Origin of the sequence: Kosakonia sp. MUSA4 (assembly GCF_013085925.1) — a bacterium.
Lineage (GTDB): Bacteria > Pseudomonadota > Gammaproteobacteria > Enterobacterales > Enterobacteriaceae > Kosakonia > Kosakonia sacchari_B.
In genome coordinates, this window is record NZ_CP025697.1 from 5482087 (window position 1) to 5499605 (window position 17519).

Annotated in this window: 18 protein-coding genes; 10 read left to right on the forward strand and 8 right to left on the reverse strand. The window is 53.4% G+C overall.

Annotated elements, in window-relative coordinates:
- Positions 1–94 precede the first annotated feature (94 nt).
- From yihX to fabY, 4 genes are read left to right on the forward strand one after another with little or no spacing between them, the layout of a single operon-like run.
- Positions 95–694, forward strand: a complete 600-nt coding sequence (yihX, locus tag C0557_RS26035) for a glucose-1-phosphatase (RefSeq protein ID WP_074780260.1) — start codon at positions 95–97, stop codon at positions 692–694.
- Positions 688–1560 carry a virulence factor BrkB family protein gene (locus tag C0557_RS26040; protein ID WP_208662421.1) on the forward strand — a complete coding sequence of 291 codons (873 nt, stop codon included), beginning with the start codon at positions 688–690 and terminating at the stop codon, positions 1558–1560. The genes yihX and C0557_RS26040 overlap by 7 nt, the downstream gene beginning before the upstream one ends.
- Positions 1557–1994 carry a D-aminoacyl-tRNA deacylase gene (gene dtd, locus C0557_RS26045; protein ID WP_007369330.1) on the forward strand — a complete coding sequence of 146 codons (438 nt, stop codon included), beginning with the start codon at positions 1557–1559 and terminating at the stop codon, positions 1992–1994. The genes C0557_RS26040 and dtd overlap by 4 nt, the downstream gene beginning before the upstream one ends.
- Positions 1995–2038: 44 nt before the next feature.
- Positions 2039–2980, forward strand: coding sequence for a fatty acid biosynthesis protein FabY (gene fabY / locus C0557_RS26050; protein WP_074780254.1), 942 nt, complete (start codon positions 2039–2041; stop codon positions 2978–2980).
- Between the two features lie 47 nt (positions 2981–3027).
- On the opposite strand, the gene C0557_RS26055 is transcribed toward fabY, so the two are convergent.
- The 6 genes from C0557_RS26055 to fdnG all read right to left on the reverse strand — a co-directional run bounded on the left by C0557_RS26055 (position 3028) and on the right by fdnG (position 10120).
- Positions 3028–3366, reverse strand: coding sequence for a nuclear transport factor 2 family protein (locus tag C0557_RS26055; RefSeq protein WP_208662423.1), 339 nt, complete (start codon positions 3364–3366; stop codon positions 3028–3030).
- Between the two features lie 17 nt (positions 3367–3383).
- Positions 3384–4295 (reverse strand): alpha/beta hydrolase, encoded by a 912-nt coding sequence (locus tag C0557_RS26060; RefSeq protein WP_208662425.1) that lies wholly within the window; start codon positions 4293–4295, stop codon positions 3384–3386.
- A 301-nt stretch (positions 4296–4596) separates the two neighbouring features.
- Positions 4597–5526, reverse strand: a complete 930-nt coding sequence (fdhE, locus tag C0557_RS26065; protein ID WP_074780247.1) for a formate dehydrogenase accessory protein FdhE — start codon at positions 5524–5526, stop codon at positions 4597–4599.
- Entirely contained in the window at positions 5523–6158 is a 636-nt protein-coding gene (gene fdoI, locus C0557_RS26070; RefSeq protein WP_074780244.1) for a formate dehydrogenase cytochrome b556 subunit, read from the reverse strand. Before fdoI ends, fdhE begins: the two co-directional genes overlap by 4 nt.
- Positions 6155–7057 (reverse strand): formate dehydrogenase subunit beta, encoded by a 903-nt coding sequence (fdxH, locus tag C0557_RS26075; RefSeq protein WP_043955956.1) that lies wholly within the window; start codon positions 7055–7057, stop codon positions 6155–6157. Before fdxH ends, fdoI begins: the two co-directional genes overlap by 4 nt.
- 12 nt (positions 7058–7069) lie before the next feature.
- Positions 7070–10120 carry a formate dehydrogenase-N subunit alpha gene (gene fdnG, locus C0557_RS26080; protein WP_208662427.1) on the reverse strand — a complete coding sequence of 1017 codons (3051 nt, stop codon included), beginning with the start codon at positions 10118–10120 and terminating at the stop codon, positions 7070–7072.
- 239 nt (positions 10121–10359) lie between these two features.
- On the opposite strand from fdnG, the gene fdhD reads away from it, so the two are divergent.
- Positions 10360–11199, forward strand: coding sequence for a formate dehydrogenase accessory sulfurtransferase FdhD (gene fdhD, locus C0557_RS26085; RefSeq protein ID WP_208662429.1), 840 nt, complete (start codon positions 10360–10362; stop codon positions 11197–11199).
- A 114-nt stretch (positions 11200–11313) separates the two neighbouring features.
- On the forward strand, positions 11314–11526 hold the full coding sequence (locus C0557_RS26090) for a YdgH/BhsA/McbA-like domain containing protein (protein WP_007369320.1): 213 nt from the start codon (positions 11314–11316) through the stop codon (positions 11524–11526).
- 41 nt (positions 11527–11567) lie between these two features.
- Here the strand turns inward: C0557_RS26090 and C0557_RS26095 are convergent, their stop codons facing one another.
- Both C0557_RS26095 and C0557_RS26100 read right to left on the reverse strand, forming a co-directional pair.
- Positions 11568–11891 (reverse strand): AzlD domain-containing protein, encoded by a 324-nt coding sequence (locus tag C0557_RS26095; RefSeq protein ID WP_074780236.1) that lies wholly within the window; start codon positions 11889–11891, stop codon positions 11568–11570.
- Positions 11891–12553 (reverse strand): AzlC family ABC transporter permease, encoded by a 663-nt coding sequence (locus C0557_RS26100; protein ID WP_208662431.1) that lies wholly within the window; start codon positions 12551–12553, stop codon positions 11891–11893. The genes C0557_RS26095 and C0557_RS26100 overlap by 1 nt, the downstream gene beginning before the upstream one ends.
- Positions 12554–12656: 103 nt before the next feature.
- On the opposite strand from C0557_RS26100, the gene C0557_RS26105 reads away from it, so the two are divergent.
- The 4 genes from C0557_RS26105 to C0557_RS26120 all read left to right on the forward strand — a co-directional run bounded on the left by C0557_RS26105 (position 12657) and on the right by C0557_RS26120 (position 17519).
- Complete coding sequence (locus tag C0557_RS26105; RefSeq protein ID WP_208662433.1) at positions 12657–13205, forward strand: helix-turn-helix domain-containing protein; 549 nt, start codon at positions 12657–12659, stop codon at positions 13203–13205.
- Between the two features lie 420 nt (positions 13206–13625).
- Positions 13626–14165, forward strand: coding sequence for a fimbrial protein (locus C0557_RS26110; protein WP_083416340.1), 540 nt, complete (start codon positions 13626–13628; stop codon positions 14163–14165).
- Positions 14166–14217: 52 nt separating this feature from the next.
- Positions 14218–14934, forward strand: a complete 717-nt coding sequence (locus C0557_RS26115) for a molecular chaperone (RefSeq protein WP_208662442.1) — start codon at positions 14218–14220, stop codon at positions 14932–14934.
- Positions 14935–14981: 47 nt separating this feature from the next.
- Positions 14982–17519: a fimbria/pilus outer membrane usher protein gene (locus tag C0557_RS26120; protein WP_208662445.1), complete on the forward strand. Its 2538-nt coding sequence runs from the start codon at positions 14982–14984 to the stop codon at positions 17517–17519.

Consider the following 17519-nt stretch of genomic DNA (forward strand, 5'->3'; position numbering starts at 1 on the left):
CGGCTTTTTTTATGCCCGCATGTGAGACGGCAAACTATTCAATTTCACACTTTACCGCTACAGTTAACTCTCCACGGCTGGTAAGGAGAGAGAAATGCTCTATATCTTTGATTTAGGTAATGTGATTGTCGATATCGACTTCAACCGGGTGCTGGGTGCCTGGAGTGATTTCAGCCGTGTGCCGCTGGCGAATTTGAAGCAGAGCTTCACCATGGGCGAAGCTTTTCATCAGCACGAGCGCGGAGAGATCAGCGACGAAGATTTTGCCAAAGCGCTGTGTGAAGAGATGGAAATGCCGCTGAGCTACGAGCAATTTTCCACCGGCTGGCAGGCGGTGTTTGTCGCTCTGCGTAGCGACGTTATCGACATCATGCACAAGTTGCGCGCGCAGGGGCATCGCGTGGTGGTTTTGTCGAATACCAACCGCCTGCATACCACTTACTGGCCGGAGCAATATCCCGAAATCCAGGCTGCTGCCGACCATATCTATCTTTCCCAGGAAATGGGAATGCGTAAGCCCGAAGCGCGCATTTATCAGCAAGTATTATCACTTGAAGGTTTTTCTGCCGACGATGCCGTCTTTTTCGATGACAATGCTGACAATATCGCGGGTGCAGAACAGTTGGGTATTACCAGTATTCTGGTGACGGGCAAAACGACGATCCCCGATTATTTCGCGAAGCAGTTATGCTAAAAAACGTTCGGCAGCATGCCAGACATCGCGCGCGTGCATTGTGGTCATGGTTAAAACTGCTCTGGCAGCGCATCGATGAAGATCATATGACGACGCTGGCGGGGAACCTCGCTTACGTCTCGTTGCTCTCGTTGGTGCCGCTGCTCGCCGTGATAGTCGCGCTGTTTGCTGCATTTCCAATGTTTTCTGAAATCAGCCTTCAGCTACGTCATTTTGTGTTTGCCAATTTCATCCCGGCAACCGGCGATGTGATTCAGAACTATATTGAGCAGTTTGTGGCGAACTCCACCAAAATGACCGCTGTCGGTGCGTGCGGGCTGATCGTGACATCGCTTCTGTTGATGTACTCCATTGATTCGGCGCTGAACACCATCTGGCGCAGCACTCGGATACGCCCGCATGTTTACTCATTTGCGGTGTACTGGATGATCCTCACGCTTGGGCCGCTACTGGCGGGCGCCAGCCTTGCCATTAGTTCCTATTTGCTGTCGCTGCGCTGGGCCAGTGAACTGAACAGCATGATTGATGATGTGCTGCGGATTTTCCCGCTGATTTTATCCTGGCTCTCTTTCTGGCTGCTTTACAGCATTGTACCCACAACGCGGGTGCCTAACCGCGACGCTATTATCGGCGCCTTTGTCGCGGCTCTGTTGTTCGAATTGGGCAAGAAAGTCTTTGGTCTCTATATCACTATGTTCCCTTCCTACCAGCTTATTTATGGCGTGCTGGCTGTCATCCCGATTTTGTTCCTCTGGGTCTACTGGACCTGGTGTATCGTCTTGCTAGGTGCAGAAATAACTGTCACTCTCGGTGAATACCGAAAACTCAAAATAGCCGCACAGCAAGAAGAAGCAGACCAACCATGATTGCATTAATTCAACGTGTTTCCCGCGCAAGCGTTAGCGTGGCGGGCGAGGTGACGGGCGAAATTGGTCCGGGACTTTTAGTGTTGTTAGGGGTCGAAAGGGAAGACGATGAACAAAAAGCGAACCGCCTGTGCGAGCGAGTGCTGGGGTATCGCATTTTTAGCGACGCTGAAGGAAAAATGAATCTTAACGTCCAGCAGGCGGGTGGGAGTGTGCTGGTGGTGTCGCAATTCACGCTGGCGGCGGATACCGAACGCGGCATGCGTCCTGGGTTTTCCAGAGGCGCAGCGCCGGATAAAGCGGAAGCGCTGTATAACTACTTTGTCGAACGTTGCCGCAGCCAGCAGATGGAAACGCAAACCGGGCGATTCGCTGCCGATATGCAGGTTTCGCTGGTCAACGATGGTCCTGTCACATTCTGGTTGCAGATATGAGCCAGCTTGCGGCGTGGCCCAGAGTCACAAGAGAGAACACCGCTATGTATCACCTCCGCGTACCACAGACTGAAGAAGAGTTAGAGCGTTATTACCAGTTCCGCTGGGAAATGCTGCGCAAACCCCTGCATCAGCCAAAAGGTTCCGAACGCGATGCATGGGATGCAATGGCGCATCACCAGATGGTGGTTGATGAAGAGGGCAATATGGTGGCGGTCGGCAGGCTGTATATCAACGCCGACAATGAAGCCTCGATCCGTTTTATGGCCGTGCACCCTTCTGTGCAGGATAAAGGGCTGGGTACGCTGATGGCGATGACGCTGGAATCCGTTGCTCGCCAGGAAGGGGTGAAGCGGGTGACCTGTAGCGCCCGCGAAGATGCCGTAGAGTTTTTTGCCAAGCTCGGGTTTATCAATGAAGGGGAGATCACCGCGCCGCAAACGACGCCGGTGCGCCATTTTTTGATGATCAAACCCGTGGCCACGCTGGACGATATTCTGCATCGCGGCGACTGGTGCGGGCAGCTACAGCAAGCCTGGTACGAGCATATTCCGCTGAGCGAAAAGATGGGCGTGCGTATTCAGCAGTACACCGGGCAGAAATTTATCACTACCATGCCGGAGACCGGCAACCAGAACCCGCATCATACGCTGTTTGCCGGCAGCCTGTTTTCGCTGGGCACGCTGACTGGCTGGGGGTTGATCTGGCTGATGCTGCGCGAACGCCATCTCGGCGGCACCATTATTCTGGCTGATGCGCACATTCGATACAGCACACCAATTAAAGGTAAACCCAGCGCGATTGCCGATCTCGGCTCACTAAGCGGCGATCTCGATCGCCTGGCGCGTGGGCGTAAAGCGCGCGTTCAGCTTCAGGTTGAGCTGTTTGGCGAGGGTAAGCTGGGCGCGATTTTCGAAGGGATTTACATCGTGCTGCCCGCGAAACCTTTTGGCCCTTATGAAGAGGGCGGCAACGAAGAAGAGTAACCGACCGCGCGCTTGTTGACGCAGGCGCGCAGCCTTATAGCTGCTCCTCACTGCGCAAAGAAAAACCACGCGGTGGTGATGCGCCCATCCTGCACTTCATAAACCGCCATATTTTCGATGACCGATTCGCCAATGCCGTAGATTTTTTCGTGATCGAACACCTTATTGCCCATCACTGTACGCGAGAGCAGCTCTGCACGGAGCGCCGGGTTATTAAAACGGTGCCCGGCATAGAACTCACGTAAGGCTTCCCTCCCTTGCAGCGATGGCGCTGTGGAGGGCAAACGGTAGGCGGTGAAATCCTCACTAAAGCATGCGACGAACGCTTCAATATCATGGGTATTGTACGCGGCGAACTGCTGTTCTACGGGGCTTACGACAGACATTGGCTCTCCTTTGGGTTTTATGCTCTGGCCACGCGTGCGGCCACGTCTTGTATGACATCCCGTGCGCTCTGGCTGATACCGGCAAGCTGGAAGAAGCCGTGAATAACGCCGAGGTAGCGGGAACAGGTACAGGTTACGCCCTGATCCGTCATATGCTGGTATAACGCTTCCCCTTCATCGCACAGCGGATCGAACTCCGCCGTAATAATGTGTACCGGCGGCAGACCTGCGAAATCATCGCGCCACAGCGGGCTGACATCCGACAGCAGGCGGTCAGTGTCGCCAAGATACATTTCGTAGCCTGACAGCAGCGCATCACGGGTGATTACATAATCAGAACCGTTAAAGGTATAGCTGTCGAAGTAGGCCGTGGCATCCAGCATCGGGTAGATCAACACCAGTTGCGTGGGTTGCCAGATTGCCGCCGCCTTCAATCGTAGCGCGGTGACCAGCGCCAGATGCCCGCCTGCGCTGTCGCCCGCCAGCGTAATTCGTTGCGGATCAACGTTGAGGCGTTCGGCATTTTTCCATATCACCTCTGCACCCTGTAGCGCATCATCGTGCGCGGCAGGCCAGCGATGTTCTGGCGCGAGCCGATACTGCACGGCAATCACCCGACAGCCGCTGTACCACGCTAACTGGCGCAACTGGTTATCATGCGTGGCGAACCCGCCGCTGATAAAGCAGCCGCCGTGGTAATAGATCAGCGCAGGCAGTTTACCGTTGGCCTCCAGCGGCGAGAACACACGCAGCGTCACACCTTCAAGCGTAACGTCTTCAACCCGAACGCGGGTTTCCGTTTCCCCGGCAAGCGACGTGCTGGCGATATAACCCGTGCGCCGTTCATCAATACTCCTGGCACGCGCCGAGGGGCGCCCGGCGGCGATAAAGTCGCTCACCAACCCGGCAATGCCTTGTTCCAGTGCCATTCCGTTCACCTTTATCTGTATAAATATCCAGTTTTATAGCCTGGTTTTTATGAAATGGGAACGGCTGATTTTGTGGAAAGCACAAATTTGGAAGGCTGCTCGTAAAGCCGGTTTATAACTTTTGAACCCGCTTGTTTTTGCCGAAAGTGGCGGTATGGTGTGCTACGAAATGTGCTGAAATCATTAACGTTTGCGGCAGATTACGGTGAGGAGCGCTAAATTGGGGCAGGAGCAGAATAGCAAGACTGACATGAAAACAATGGCAGGCCGGGTAAGCACAGCTTACCGCGACCTGTCAGGATTATTCCCCTTCGCCCGGGAAGAGGAACGGGTTGATAGAGCTACGGGCGAAACCTTCCTGCTCCATGCGGGCATCAAGCACCAGCGAAGCTAAATCATCGGCCACCGGTTCGACGTTCGGGTCTTTTTCCTGGTACAGGATCTTCAGGTAAGTGCCGCAGTCGCCGCAGCTTTCGGCTTTAATGGCTGCCTGCTCATTATCCAGCGACCAGTAGTGCAGATCGCGGGTCTGCTCGCAGTTGCTGCATTTGACGCGCACCACGTGCCATTCGGTTTCGCACAGATTGCAGTGCAGGTAACGCAGCCCCTGCGTTGTGCCGATATGCACTACGCTGGAAACAGGCATGGCGCCGCATACCGGGCAGAACTGGCGCTGTTCACCATATTCAGCACGGGCTTTTCCTGGAATCAGGCTGGCCATTTGCGCCCAGTAGAGCGACAGCGCGGCCCAGATAAACGGCGATTTATCGCTGCTCACAGCGGCGAAGTCAGCAGCAAACAGCGCGCTTGCCATCGTTTCCAGTTCCTGCGCGGAGGCCTTTTCAAGGTTCTCAATGACCGCCAGCGCCGGGCCGCTCATCTCCGGCTTCAGCTCGGCGATGAGCGAATGCAGCAGCTTGTGCCAGTGCGTATCACGCGGCAGCACGTGAATATCAAGCGGCGGTTTACCCTCTTCAGCGGCTTCTTTAATGCGCGCTGTCAGGTCGATATGCAAGGGGTGGTCGTACAGCACCACTTCCTGGGCATGGGCGATAAGCGCAGCAAAACGCAGGTAATCACCCAGCGGGTTACTCTCTGCAAGTTCGCGCAGACGCTCTGCACGGCGGTTGTAGAGATTTTTCAGTCTGGGGAATAATAACGGCGGAATAACATCCGCCGTGCGTTTATCGCTCTTCTCCAGCTCATCTTGCGGGATTATGCGAATACTCATTCAGTCGATTTTTCCGTTGTCTTGCGAACTTCCCGGTACCAGCGCGGGTGATGTTTCTTCGCCCACGAGCTGGTGACCCAGCCTTCCACCATTGCGGTTATGGTGCCTTTAACCCACAGGGCGGCGTAAATATGCACCATAATAACCACAATTAACGCGACTGCGGCAAATGAATGCACCATCAGCGCTAATCGGATTAGCGGAATAGGGAACGCTGGCGCGAAGTAAGGGCGCCAGATAACCACGCCGCTTACCAGTAGCAACACCAGGAAAATAATCGCCGCCCAGAACACGCATTTCTGACCGAAGTTATATCGCCCGGTGTCGCCCACTTCCTCATTGACGACAATCTTACGAATATTCTTCGCCCAAAAGATATCATCCCTATTGATGAGGTTATGGTGCCAGTAGCGGAAAAACATGATGATAAACGACGCAAACATCACCACGCCGACGAACGGATGGAGAATGCGCGCCAGCTGCGGCGTACCGAGAATTCCCATTAACCAGTTGAAGGACGGGAAGAAAAACCCCAGCCCGCTCACCGCCGCCAGCACGAAGCAGAAGGCGGTGACCCAGTGGTTAATGCGCTCCGGTGCCGTGTAGCGCACGATGGTGTCACGTTTTTTCATTTGCGCACCTCGTCTTTTTCTTCATGCAGGTTATCGTCTTCCTCTTCTGCACGGTTCGGACCGACACCGACATAGTGGAAGATGCTGGCCGCGAAGGTCGCTGCAAAGCCGACCGCCGCAAGTGGTTTCCAGATTCCTTTCCAGAACTTCACGGTTTCGCTGATCTGCGGATTCTCCGGCAGGCCGTGATACAGATTCGGCTTGTCGGCGTGATGCAGCACGTACATCACATGCGTTCCGCCAACGCCCGCCGGATCGTACAGCCCGGCGTTATCGTAACCGCGGGTTTTCAGCTCCGCGACGCGTTCGCCAGCGAGGGTTTTCATATCCTCTTTGGAGCCAAAGTGGATAGCGCCGGTCGGGCAGGTTTTCACGCATGCCGGTTCCTGGCCCACGGTGACACGGTCAACGCACAGCGTACATTTGTAGACGCGGTTGTCTTCCGGGTTCAGACGCGGCACATCGAACGGGCAACCGGCGATGCAGTAACCGCAGCCGATGCACTGCTCAGACTGGAAGTCGACAATGCCGTTGGCATACTGAATAATAGCGCCTTCTGACGGACATGCTTTCAGACAGCCAGGATCGGCGCAGTGCATGCAGCCATCTTTACGGATCAGCCACTCCAGTTTGTCGTTCTGTTCCACTTCCGAGAAGCGCATAACCGTCCAGGATTTCGCGGTCAGATCCGCCGGGTTGTCATACACCCCGACGTTATGTCCCACTTCATCACGGATGTCGTTCCACTCGGAACAGGCCACCTGACAGGCTTTACAGCCAATACAGGTGGTGACGTCGATAAGTTTCGCCACTTCCTGCTGGTGATCCCGCGCCTGTGGCGCGGGAGTGAAGCCGTTAGTTGCGGAACGACGGATGATGTCTTGCGATTGATAAGCCATAAGTCGTCTCCGTTACACCTTTTCCACATTCACCAGGAACGCCTTGAATTCCGGCGTTTGGGTGTTCGCATCGCCGACGAACGGCGTTAACGTATTGGCGATAAAGCCTTTCTTCGCCACACCTTCGTAACCCCAGTGAATCGGAATCCCGATGGTATCGACATCTTTGCCGTTCACTTTCAGCGTGCGGATACGCTTGGTCACCACCGCTTTGGCTTTGATATAGCCACGGTTGGAGGAGACACGAACCGTATCACCCTGAACGATGCCCAGCTTGCCCGCCAGCTTCTCACCGATCTCCACAAACTGTTCCGGCTGCGCGATAGCGTTAAGCAGCGCGTGCTTGGTCCAGTAGTGGAAGTGCTCGGTCAGACGGTAAGTGGTGCCGACATATGGGAATTTATCCGCTTTACCCATGGCTTCCATATCGTCTTTAAAGACGCGGGCTGCCGGGTTGGATACGACGTTCGGGTGCAGCGGGTTCGTGCCCAGCGGCGTTTCAAACGGCTCGTAGTGTTCCGGGAACGGCCCTTCAGCCATCTTATCGATAGCGAACAGGCGACCCATCCCTTCCGGCTGCATGATAAACGGCCCGACATCGCTGCCTGGCGCGGCAGTGCTGTAGTCCGGAATATCCACGCCGCCCCACTTCGCACCGTCCCACTTCAGCAACTGACGCTTCGGATCCCACGGTTTACCCTGCGGATCGGCTGAAGCACGGTTGTAAAGAATGCGGCGGTTAAGCGGCCACGCCCACGCCCAGCCCAACGTATTACCAAGGCCTGACGGATCGGCGTTATCGCGACGTGCCATCTGGTTGCCATCCGGCGTCCAGCTACCCGCGAAGATCCAGCAACCACTGGAGGTAGTACCGTCATCGCGCAACTGAGCAAACGAGCTAAGCTGCTGGCCTTTCTTGACGATCACCGTGCCCGTTGCCGGGTCGATAATGTCTGCCAGTGCTTTACCGTTGCTCTCCATTGCCACTTCTTCCGATGCCGGTTCGTGCGGAGTGGAGTAGTTCCAGGTCATATTCAGCACCTGTTCCGGGCACGCGCCGCCCTCTTCGGCATACATCTTACGTAGACGCGTAAAGATACCGGCGAGGATCTCGCCATCGGTCACAGCTTCGCCCGGGCCGTCAGCGCCTTTCCAGTGCCATTGCAGCCAGCGGCCGGAGTTCACGATCGAGCCGTTCTCTTCGGCGAAGCAGGTTGAAGGCAAACGGAACACTTCGGTCTGGATTTTCGCCGGATCGACATCGTTCGACTCGCCGTGGTTTTGCCAGAAGGTCGAGGTTTCGGTGTTCAGCGGATCGATGGTCACCAGGAACTTCAGTTTCGACAGCGATGCCACGACCTTGTTCTTGTTCGGGAACGAGGCCACCGGGTTAAAGCCCTGGCACAGATAGCCGTTCACCTGGCCTTTGTACATCATGTCGAAGTACTGCAGAACGTCGTAACTTTTGTCCCACTTCGGCAGCCAGTCAAAGCCCCAGCTATTTTCCGCCGTGGCTTTGTCGCCAAAGAAGGCTTTCATCATCGAAACGAAGAATTTCGGGTAATTACCCCAGTAGTTTACCTGGCCTTCCAGCAGCGGTTTCGGCGTGTTGGCGGTAAGGTAAGTCTGGAGATCGGCCTGTTTCTCACTCGGCAGTGTCATATAGCCCGGCAGGCTTTGTGACAGCAAACCAAGGTCCGTCAGCCCCTGAATGTTGGAGTGACCGCGCAGGGCATTCACGCCGCCGCCTGCCATCCCCATGTTCCCCAGCAGCAGTTGGATCATCGCCATGGTGCGAATGTTTTGCGCACCGACAGAGTGCTGCGTCCAGCCCAGCGCGTAGAGGAACGAGGCGGTTTTGTCATGCACGCTGGTTTCGGCGATGTATTCGCACACCTTCAGGAAATCCGCTTTTGGCGTCCCGCAGATGTTTTCAACCACGTCCGGCGTATAGCGAGAAACGTGCTGTTTCAGCAGGTTCCACACGCAGCGCGGATGGGTGAGCGTGGTATCGCGTTTGGCGAAACCTTTCTCATCCAGTTCGTAGTTCCAGCTGGTTTTGTCGTATTTACGTTTATCCGCGTCATAGCCGGTGAACAGGCCATCTTCGAAACCATAATCTTCCCGCACGATCAGGCTGGCGTTGGTATAGGCCTCGGTATATTCGCGGTTATATTTTTCGTTGGTCATCAGGTACAGCAACACGCCTGACAGGAAGGCAATGTCAGTACCGGAACGAATTGGCGTATAGAAATCCGCAACAGAGGCAGTACGCGTAAAGCGCGGATCGATAACAATCAGCTTCGCGCCATTATGGATCTTGGCTTCCATCGCCCAGCGGAATCCCACCGGATGTGCTTCAGCTGCGTTCCCACCCATCACAATGATAAGGTTGGCGTTCTTCATGTCGACCCAGTGGTTGGTCATCGCACCGCGACCAAATGTAGGAGCAAGACTTGCTACCGTTGGTCCGTGTCAGACACGCGCCTGGTTATCGACGGCTAACATGCCGAGTGCGCGGGTGAATTTTTGCGTTAAATAGCCCGTTTCATTGCTGGACGCGGATGCGCACAGCATCCCGGTGCTCAGCCAGCGGTTGACAGTGGTGCCTGCGGCATTTTGCGCGATAAAGTTGGCATCGCGGTCGGCTTTAATCAGCTTCGCGATGCGGTCAAACGCATCATCCCACGTGATGCGCTGCCATTTATCGGAGCCTGGCGCACGGTATTCCGGGTATTTCAGGCGGCTTTCCGAGTGGATGAAATCCACCAGACCTGCGCCTTTCGGGCACAGTGCGCCACGGTTTACCGGATGATCCGGGTCACCCTCGATATGAAAGATTGACGCTTTGGCGTTCTTGGCACCGTCGCCGAGGCTGTACATCAACAGCCCACAGCCGACGGAACAATATGTGCAGGTATTACGGGTTTCACGGGTGCGCAGCAGCTTATACTGCCGTGTTTCCGCAAGTGCGATATTGGGGGCAAAGCCCAATGCCGCAGCCGTTGTTCCTGCCATACCGCCAGCGCAGATCTTAAAGAACTGCCTTCTGCTGACCTGCATGGTTTGCTCCTGGTTCGACATTACTCTTATCGTTTTTTCTTTGCGGTGGTTTTCGCAAAGGTTCAGAATTGCTGGTAATCCCTCATTTGGGGGGATTAGCAACGAAGATTACTACAATGTAGGTAGGTCAATTCTGCGGTAAGTTCCTCAGAATCGCTGCTATTCCCTCTTTCCCCCAAGGGATATACGCAAAGAGTACCATATAGTTGGTACGCTTGTTTGATAACGGTTAAGACAAAGTGAACGATTTGCACCCTAAAAAGCACAAAAATGCAACATCAGTCACAGGGGCCCGTGAGATTTCCCTGTGGAAACGCACCGATTTACAGCAGACGCAGCCGGATATGCTGGCGGAAGAAGTTCCTGTCGCGCTGGTCTACAACGGTATCTCCCATGTGGTGATGATGGCCTCGCCAAAAGATCTCGAATGGTTCGCGATTGGCTTCTCCTTATCCGAAGGGATTATCGAAAACCCGGCGGAAATTTACGGCATGGATGTGGTGCCTTCCTGTAACGGCCTTGAAGTGCAAATCGAACTCTCCAGCCGCCGTTTTATGGGGCTAAAAGAGCGACGCCGCGCGCTTGCCGGGCGAACCGGCTGTGGCGTATGCGGCGTGGAACAACTTAACGATATCGGCAAGCCGATAGCGCCGCTGCCGTTCACGCAGCGCTTTGACCTGGCGTTACTGGATAACGGGCTGGCGCATTTAACCGATTTTCAGCCTGTCGGGCAGTTAACGGGTTGTACGCATGCGGCGGCGTGGATGTTGCCATCCGGCGAACTGGCGGGCGGCCATGAAGATGTCGGGCGTCATGTAGCGCTGGATAAGTTGCTTGGTCATCGCGCGCGTGAAGGTGAAGCGTGGGAGCAAGGAGCGGTGCTGGTGTCCAGCCGCGCCAGCTATGAAATGGTGCAAAAATCGGCGATGTGCGGCGTTGAAATTCTGTTTGCGGTATCGGCGGCGACAACGCTGGCCGTGGAAGTGGCGGAACGCTGCAACCTGACGCTGGTCGGTTTTTGCAAGCCGGGCAGGGCGACGATCTATACCCATCCACAGCGTTTAATTGTTAATCAATAATTTTGAAAGATGAGAACAAATCCTTCCGCTTTTTGTTGTGAGTGAACAGGTCTAGTATTTATTTCATCGAGGCACAACGCCTCACTCCAACAAATTAACGTAAGGATTTATATCATGAAAAGCATCAAAACTTTTGTCGCTGTTATCGCTCTGTCTGCTTCTTTCGGTTCTTTCGCTGCCCAGTCTGTAAGCGTAACTGACACCACTCTCAGCGGTGCAGAAGCACAAATCGCCGCTCAGGCTCAGCAGGCAGGCGCTTCTTCTTACCACATTACCGAAGCTTACAACGGCAACCAGGTTCATATGACTGCCGAGCTGACCAAATAAATTGCAATATTGTCGAAAGAGCGCCTGCGGGCGCTTTTTTTTTAATGCATACCCGCCAGGCGCAACAGCGCCGTCACCACAGCCGCCGAGATAATCACCACAATGAGCGGCATCTTTCGCCAGGCCAGGAAAAGGGCAAACAGTACGCCCAGCACGCGTGCCATTCCGGCAAAATGATCCCCTTCATAGAGCATGGCCGCCAGCGCGACCGCGAACAACAACGTCGTTGCCGCATCGGAAAGTAGCGCCTGTGAGTGCTCTGAGAGCGCCAGCCTGCTGCCGAGTTTTGCGCCGCCGAAGCGCATCAAATACGTGCCAACGGAAAGAACCGCAATGCCGCCGATAATTAAGGAAACGCTGGCCATTATTTCTTCCTCGTCAGTAAACCCAGTAAAGAGAGCAGCACCGGTAAGCCAACCGGGGCGAAGGGAACGGTTGCCAGCGATAACAGAGCGCCGCTGGAAGCGCGGATAAGCGTGGTGCGTTTTTTCAGCGCCGGTAACACCAGCGCCAGCAGGATCGCCGGGAATACGGCGTCGAGCCCGATGGTTTCTGGCGCTGGTAATAGCGTGCCAACCGCCGCGCCCACCAGTACACCCGCAGGCCACAGCAGCGCGACGCCCAATCCGCACAACCAGTAAGCGGCCTTACGCTGTTCCGGTGTGGGTTGCGACAAACCGAACACCACGCTTTCGTCATTCATAATGTGGCAGCCGAGAAATCCCGCCGCCCGCTGACCGACCAGTTCACGCACCGTGACGCCAAAAGGGATATGGCGGGCATTGACCAGTAATCCGGCAACGGCGGCGGCCAACGGGTTACCGCCGCTGGCGACAATCCCGATAAACATAAACTCGCTGGCGCCCGCCAGTACCAGCGTGGAGAGCGCAAGCGGCACCCACAGCGGAAAGCCGTAAGCCATCGCCAGCGATCCGTAGGAGACGCCGACGACGCCGACCGCCAGGCAAACAAGGAATATTGCTTTGATGGTATCGCCTTTTAGCGACGCGAAGTGGTGTGTAAGCATCTCATTTTAGCCATATCGAACGTTTATCCATTATAATGAACACATCAGGATCGTTTTTCAAGGAGAACGATTCGTTCGATTAAATGAACGTTTGGGGTCGTGTATGACACAACCAATTAGCATCATAGCCAAAAGTCTGGTGCGCGAGCGTCAGCGAACCGGCCTTTCGCTGGCAGAAATTGCCCGCCGCGCCGGGATCGCCAAATCCACGCTGTCTCAACTGGAAGCCGGGAATGGCAATCCCAGCCTGGAAACATTGTGGGCGTTGTGCGTGGCGCTGGATATTCCCTTTGCCCGCCTGTTGGAACCGCAAAGCCCGAAAACACAGGTGATTCGCCGCGGTGAAGGCACCAAAGTGATTGCCGAACAGGCTAATTATCAGGCAATTTTACTGGCTGCCTGCCCGCCAGGCGCGCGGCGCGATATCTACCTGCTACTGACGCAGCCGGGCGCGGACCGTATTTCGCATCCTCATCCGCAGGGCTCTGTTGAGCATATTATCGTGACGCAGGGGCGCGCGCTGGTGGGGCTAACCGAAGCGCCAGAGGAGTTATGTGAAGGGGATTACATCTGCTACCCAGCGGATCAGGAGCATATTTTTAAAGCGCTGGAACCGGATACGCAGGCGATTTTAGTGGCGGAACAGAATTAATTATAAATTCTGCTCATAAAGGGTTTCTTATTTCAGGAAGGAGTTATATGCATTAATGCTACCAATCCTTCCTGATCTTAATGATTTATTTTTGACATGCTTTTTATGACGGGTGAGAAATATAGATATATTCCTAATGTTTTATTCTATATTTTTGTTTTTATGCGGATGTGCAGGCACCTCTTACCAGTTTAACTTATTGTTTTAATTGTGTTTTTGTTTTTCTGTTTTTATCAATGTGAATACTATTTCTTGTTTTATTTTTTGAGTGGATATTAATTCAATTTTTGTTTTATTTTTGCTTATTTCTCTGCATTTACAGTAAGTGTCCGTAGGTGTATTTTTGTTTTCGGACTTAAGGCGTTTACCGCCTGGTAAATGTCTTGATATGGACTGTCAATTTTAAATTAAGGTTTTTTTATGAATCGTATGAAAGCTATTTGTGCGGCAACTGCTGTTTTTGCTTTTGGTTTAAGCGCTTCCTCTTTTGCTGCAACGTCAAATAATACTGTGCGTTTTATGGGTGAAGTAAGTGAACAAACCTGTAATATTACTGTAAATGGCAGCAGCTCCGCTCCGGTTGTTCTTCTGCCGACCGCAGCAAAAACTCAGTTGGCCAATGCAGGCGATACCACCGGCGAAACTCCGTTCACTGTAATGCTGTCTGGTTGCGGTGCGCAAACATCTAACGCAAGCGTTGTTTTTGTTGCAAATGATGTTGATGGTATGAATTTGAAAAATACTGCGACCACTTCTCCGGCGGCAAATGTTGCGATCCAATTAATGGAAGGTACTACCGCGCTGGATTTCGTGGGTAATAAAGCTCAGACCGCTTCTCAGTCTGTTGGTGGCGCAAATACCAGCGCAACCTACGATCTGACTGCGCGTTATTTTGCAACCGGTGCATCTACGGCGGGTACTGTAGAAGCTCAGGTGCAGTTTGCCGTAACTTACATGTAATATCCTTAAAAGCGCTGCCTCGTGCAGCGCTTGTTATGGGGTTTAAATCAGCATGTCGAAACATAAAATATTATTCGGTTTTCTTTCCGCCTTTCTTTTTTCCTCTGCGCTCAATAGTGCCTCGGCTAGCGTGACGATGCTCGGGACTCGTATTATTTACAATGCGGAGATTAAAGAAAAATCGCTTGATTTCACTAATGCTGGCGACAACCCTTTTTTAGTACAAGTGTGGACGGATAAAAATAATCCTAATTCAACAGCAGAAACGGCCGATGCTCCTTTTATTGTCATGCCCTCGATATTTCGTATTAATTCGCACGCACAACACAGTTTGCGGTTGAAATTTACGGGAACGGTTTTACCACAGGACAGGGAGTCCCTTTTTTGGCTGAATTTTCTGCAATACCCGGCAAAAAGTGCCGCTGCGCAGGGTAAAAATTCTTTAACCATGCTGGTGAAAAGCCGTATCAAAATATTTTACCGCCCTTCCGGCCTGGTGGGTGACGCAAATAAATCACTCGATGAGTTAAAGGTCGGCGTCCAGGGTAAAAAAATCGATATTAAGAATACCAGCCCCTGGCATATTTCCATTGTTAGCGCATTTGTTGCGGATGGAAAGAAAAAAACGTCCATTACAACGACAGGCATGATTACGCCGCATTCTACTGCGCAATGGATATTGCCTGAGGGTGCAGGTGATAAATTAATAATTAATGCGATAAATGATTATGGCGGCGTATTTAGTAAAACCTACTCATTGGTTCGATAACTTCTGTTTGATGATGTAAATATATTTCTCAATTTCTGGTGACTATAATGCCTCTGCATTTAACCTGCTTTCGTGTTTTTATAGGGCTGATTTTTGTTTTGCCCTTTTCAGCATCAGCGGAAGATGAAGGTTTCTATTTTGATGCCTCTTTGCTAAGGGGGAGTGGCTTATCAGTTGAGGATTTGCAACGTTTAAATAAAAACGAAATGATCTCGCCAGGGCGTCACTCACTGGATATTTATCTTAACGGCAAATTTATTACACACAGTGAAATAGAATATTCCCGCAGGGGGAAGAGTATTAGCCCCTGCCTGCCCCGGGAATTATTAACAACGTTAGGTCTGAAGGCGTTCACGCCCATAATGAAATCATCATGCTACTGGAATGATGATGAAGTGATGAAGGGCGTCACTATCAAAGATGACCTTGCGCAATTGCGTATGGATTTGAGTGTGCCGCAGGCACTGTTGAAATCCGTTCCCCGGGGCAGCGTCAGTGAAGCAAGCCTTGATGCCGGGGAAAGCATGCTGTTTCTGAACTATATCGCCAACCAGTATCACGTGAAGTCGCGGCAGAGCGGCGCAGGCAGCATGGATTCCAGTTGGCTGAATTTTAACGGCGGTTTCAACCTTGGGCTGTGGCGCTATCGCCAGCAATCCAGTTTGAGCTACAGCAACGAAGAAGGCAGCCGCTGGAATACGAACCGTCGTTATCTTCAGCGTGCCATTTACCCGTTGCGCAGCGAATTAATGGTGGGCGAAGGCTATACCAACGGGCAATTTTTTTCCGGGATGAGTTTCCGGGGCTTCCAGCTTTTATCCGATACGCGCATGTTGCCGAATTCGCGCCGGGGCTATGCGCCCGTTGTGCGCGGGATTGCCAATACGAACGCGAAAGTCACCATTTTGCAGGGTAAATCCACGCTGTATGAAACGACTGTCGCGGCGGGCCCATTTACGATCGACGATCTCTACCCGACAAATTTCGCCGGTGATTTAACGGTTGTCGTCACTGAAGCGGATGGCAGCGTAAATACTTTTATGGTGCCTTTCTCGGCACTGGCTGAATCTATGCGCCCTGGCTCCTCAGACTATGTTTTCACGCTGGGGCAGACGCGGGACGTGGGCGATAAGAATGTATTCAGTGAAGTGGTCTGGCGGCAAGGGCTAACGAACGCGTTTACCCTCAGCCTCGGCAACCAACTGGCATCTAACTATATGAGTTATGCGCTGGGCGGCGTCTACACAACCTCCGTGGGCGCTTTTGGTTTGACCAGCCTGTTTTCCCGCGCATCCCTGGCGGATGAGGGTGCCCGAAGCGGCTGGTCGTTACGGGCGAACTACAGCAAATTCATTCCGCAATCGGGAACATCGTTTACGCTCGCCGGTTATCGCTATTCCACCGACGGGTATTCTGAGCTGTATGACGCTTTAGGTTCTCGTGAGGCTTACAAACATGGTAATCAGTGGCAATCACTAAGCTGGAAACAGCGCAATCGTCTGGAGATCTCTGCGGGCCAGACATTAGGCGATTACGGCAACATTAACCTCTCAGCATCAACGCAGACTTACCGCGATAATAAAAAGCGCGACAAACAGCTTCAGTTCAACTGGAGTAAAACCTTCGATTATGGCATTGCGTTGAATCTCGGGGTGGCGCGTACCTATAACGTTACGCCCGATAGCGTAAGCAGTCCGTGGCAAAACAGCGGCAACGAGCACGCGATCTCTTTGCGTGATCAGATTCAAACACTGTGGTCGCTCGCGGTCTCTGTACCGCTTGGCACCCAACGGTCCTCACCTGTTCTTTCAGCCAGTGCACACCGCAGCAACAACAGCGACGGTTCCGATGGTGGCTATCAATCAACATTGAGCGGGGTGTATGGCGACAAAAATCCGCTGAACTACAACCTGAACTATTCAACCGATGACAAAGGCGAGCAGTCGGTGTGGGGTGGCGGTTTGCAGCAGAATTTTTCTTTTGCTAATGCCGGAATCTCCTGGTCATCGTCACAAAATTACTGGCAAGCCTCTGCCTCGCTACAGGGCTCGGTGGTTGCGCATAAAGGCGGCGTGACGCTTGGGCACTGGGTCGGCGACAGTTTTGCCCTGATAGATGCGCCTGGCGCCAGCGGCGCGGAGGTTATCGGCGGACAGGGAGGGCGCGTCGATGCGTTTGGTTACGCCATTGTGCCTTCGCTCGGCGCGTACCAGTTCAATAGCATTGGCCTCGATCCCCGCAATATGAGCGATGACGCCGAACTGCAAACTTCGCAGCAGCGTATTGCGCCGTATGCCGGCGCGACGGTACGAGTGCGTTTTAACACCCTTAACGGGCAGGCGATGCTGATTACGGCGCAACGGCAAGCGAATGAACCGATCCCGATGGGGGCCTCGGTGTATGACGGCTATGACAACTATCTGGGCATGGTGGGGCAGGCTAATCAGATTTACCTGCGTTCCGGTGAGAAAAAAGGGGAGTTGCAGGTGCGTTGGGGAGAAGGGGCTCTGCAGAGCTGCCGTATTGCCTGGCGTGCCACGGAACCCCGGCAACCACTGCTTTTGATGGGTCTGCCTTGTCGTTAA

Coding starts and splice junctions, on each gene's coding strand:
- fdxH (WP_043955956.1), bottom strand. CDS start 7,057: ATGGCTTATCAATCGCAAGACATCATCCGTCGTTCCGCAACTAACGGC.
- fdhE (WP_074780247.1), bottom strand. CDS start 5,526: ATGAGTATTCGCATAATCCCGCAAGATGAGCTGGAGAAGAGCGATAAA.
- C0557_RS26055 (WP_208662423.1), bottom strand. CDS start 3,366: ATGTCTGTCGTAAGCCCCGTAGAACAGCAGTTCGCCGCGTACAATACC.
- C0557_RS26120 (WP_208662445.1), top strand. CDS start 14,982: ATGCCTCTGCATTTAACCTGCTTTCGTGTTTTTATAGGGCTGATTTTT.
- C0557_RS26060 (WP_208662425.1), bottom strand. CDS start 4,295: ATGGCACTGGAACAAGGCATTGCCGGGTTGGTGAGCGACTTTATCGCC.
- C0557_RS26090 (WP_007369320.1), top strand. CDS start 11,314: ATGAAAAGCATCAAAACTTTTGTCGCTGTTATCGCTCTGTCTGCTTCT.
- C0557_RS26105 (WP_208662433.1), top strand. CDS start 12,657: ATGACACAACCAATTAGCATCATAGCCAAAAGTCTGGTGCGCGAGCGT.
- C0557_RS26095 (WP_074780236.1), bottom strand. CDS start 11,891: ATGGCCAGCGTTTCCTTAATTATCGGCGGCATTGCGGTTCTTTCCGTT.
- yihX (WP_074780260.1), top strand. CDS start 95: ATGCTCTATATCTTTGATTTAGGTAATGTGATTGTCGATATCGACTTC.
- C0557_RS26110 (WP_083416340.1), top strand. CDS start 13,626: ATGAATCGTATGAAAGCTATTTGTGCGGCAACTGCTGTTTTTGCTTTT.
- C0557_RS26115 (WP_208662442.1), top strand. CDS start 14,218: ATGTCGAAACATAAAATATTATTCGGTTTTCTTTCCGCCTTTCTTTTT.
- dtd (WP_007369330.1), top strand. CDS start 1,557: ATGATTGCATTAATTCAACGTGTTTCCCGCGCAAGCGTTAGCGTGGCG.
- fabY (WP_074780254.1), top strand. CDS start 2,039: ATGTATCACCTCCGCGTACCACAGACTGAAGAAGAGTTAGAGCGTTAT.
- C0557_RS26100 (WP_208662431.1), bottom strand. CDS start 12,553: ATGCTTACACACCACTTCGCGTCGCTAAAAGGCGATACCATCAAAGCA.
- fdoI (WP_074780244.1), bottom strand. CDS start 6,158: ATGAAAAAACGTGACACCATCGTGCGCTACACGGCACCGGAGCGCATT.
- C0557_RS26040 (WP_208662421.1), top strand. CDS start 688: ATGCTAAAAAACGTTCGGCAGCATGCCAGACATCGCGCGCGTGCATTG.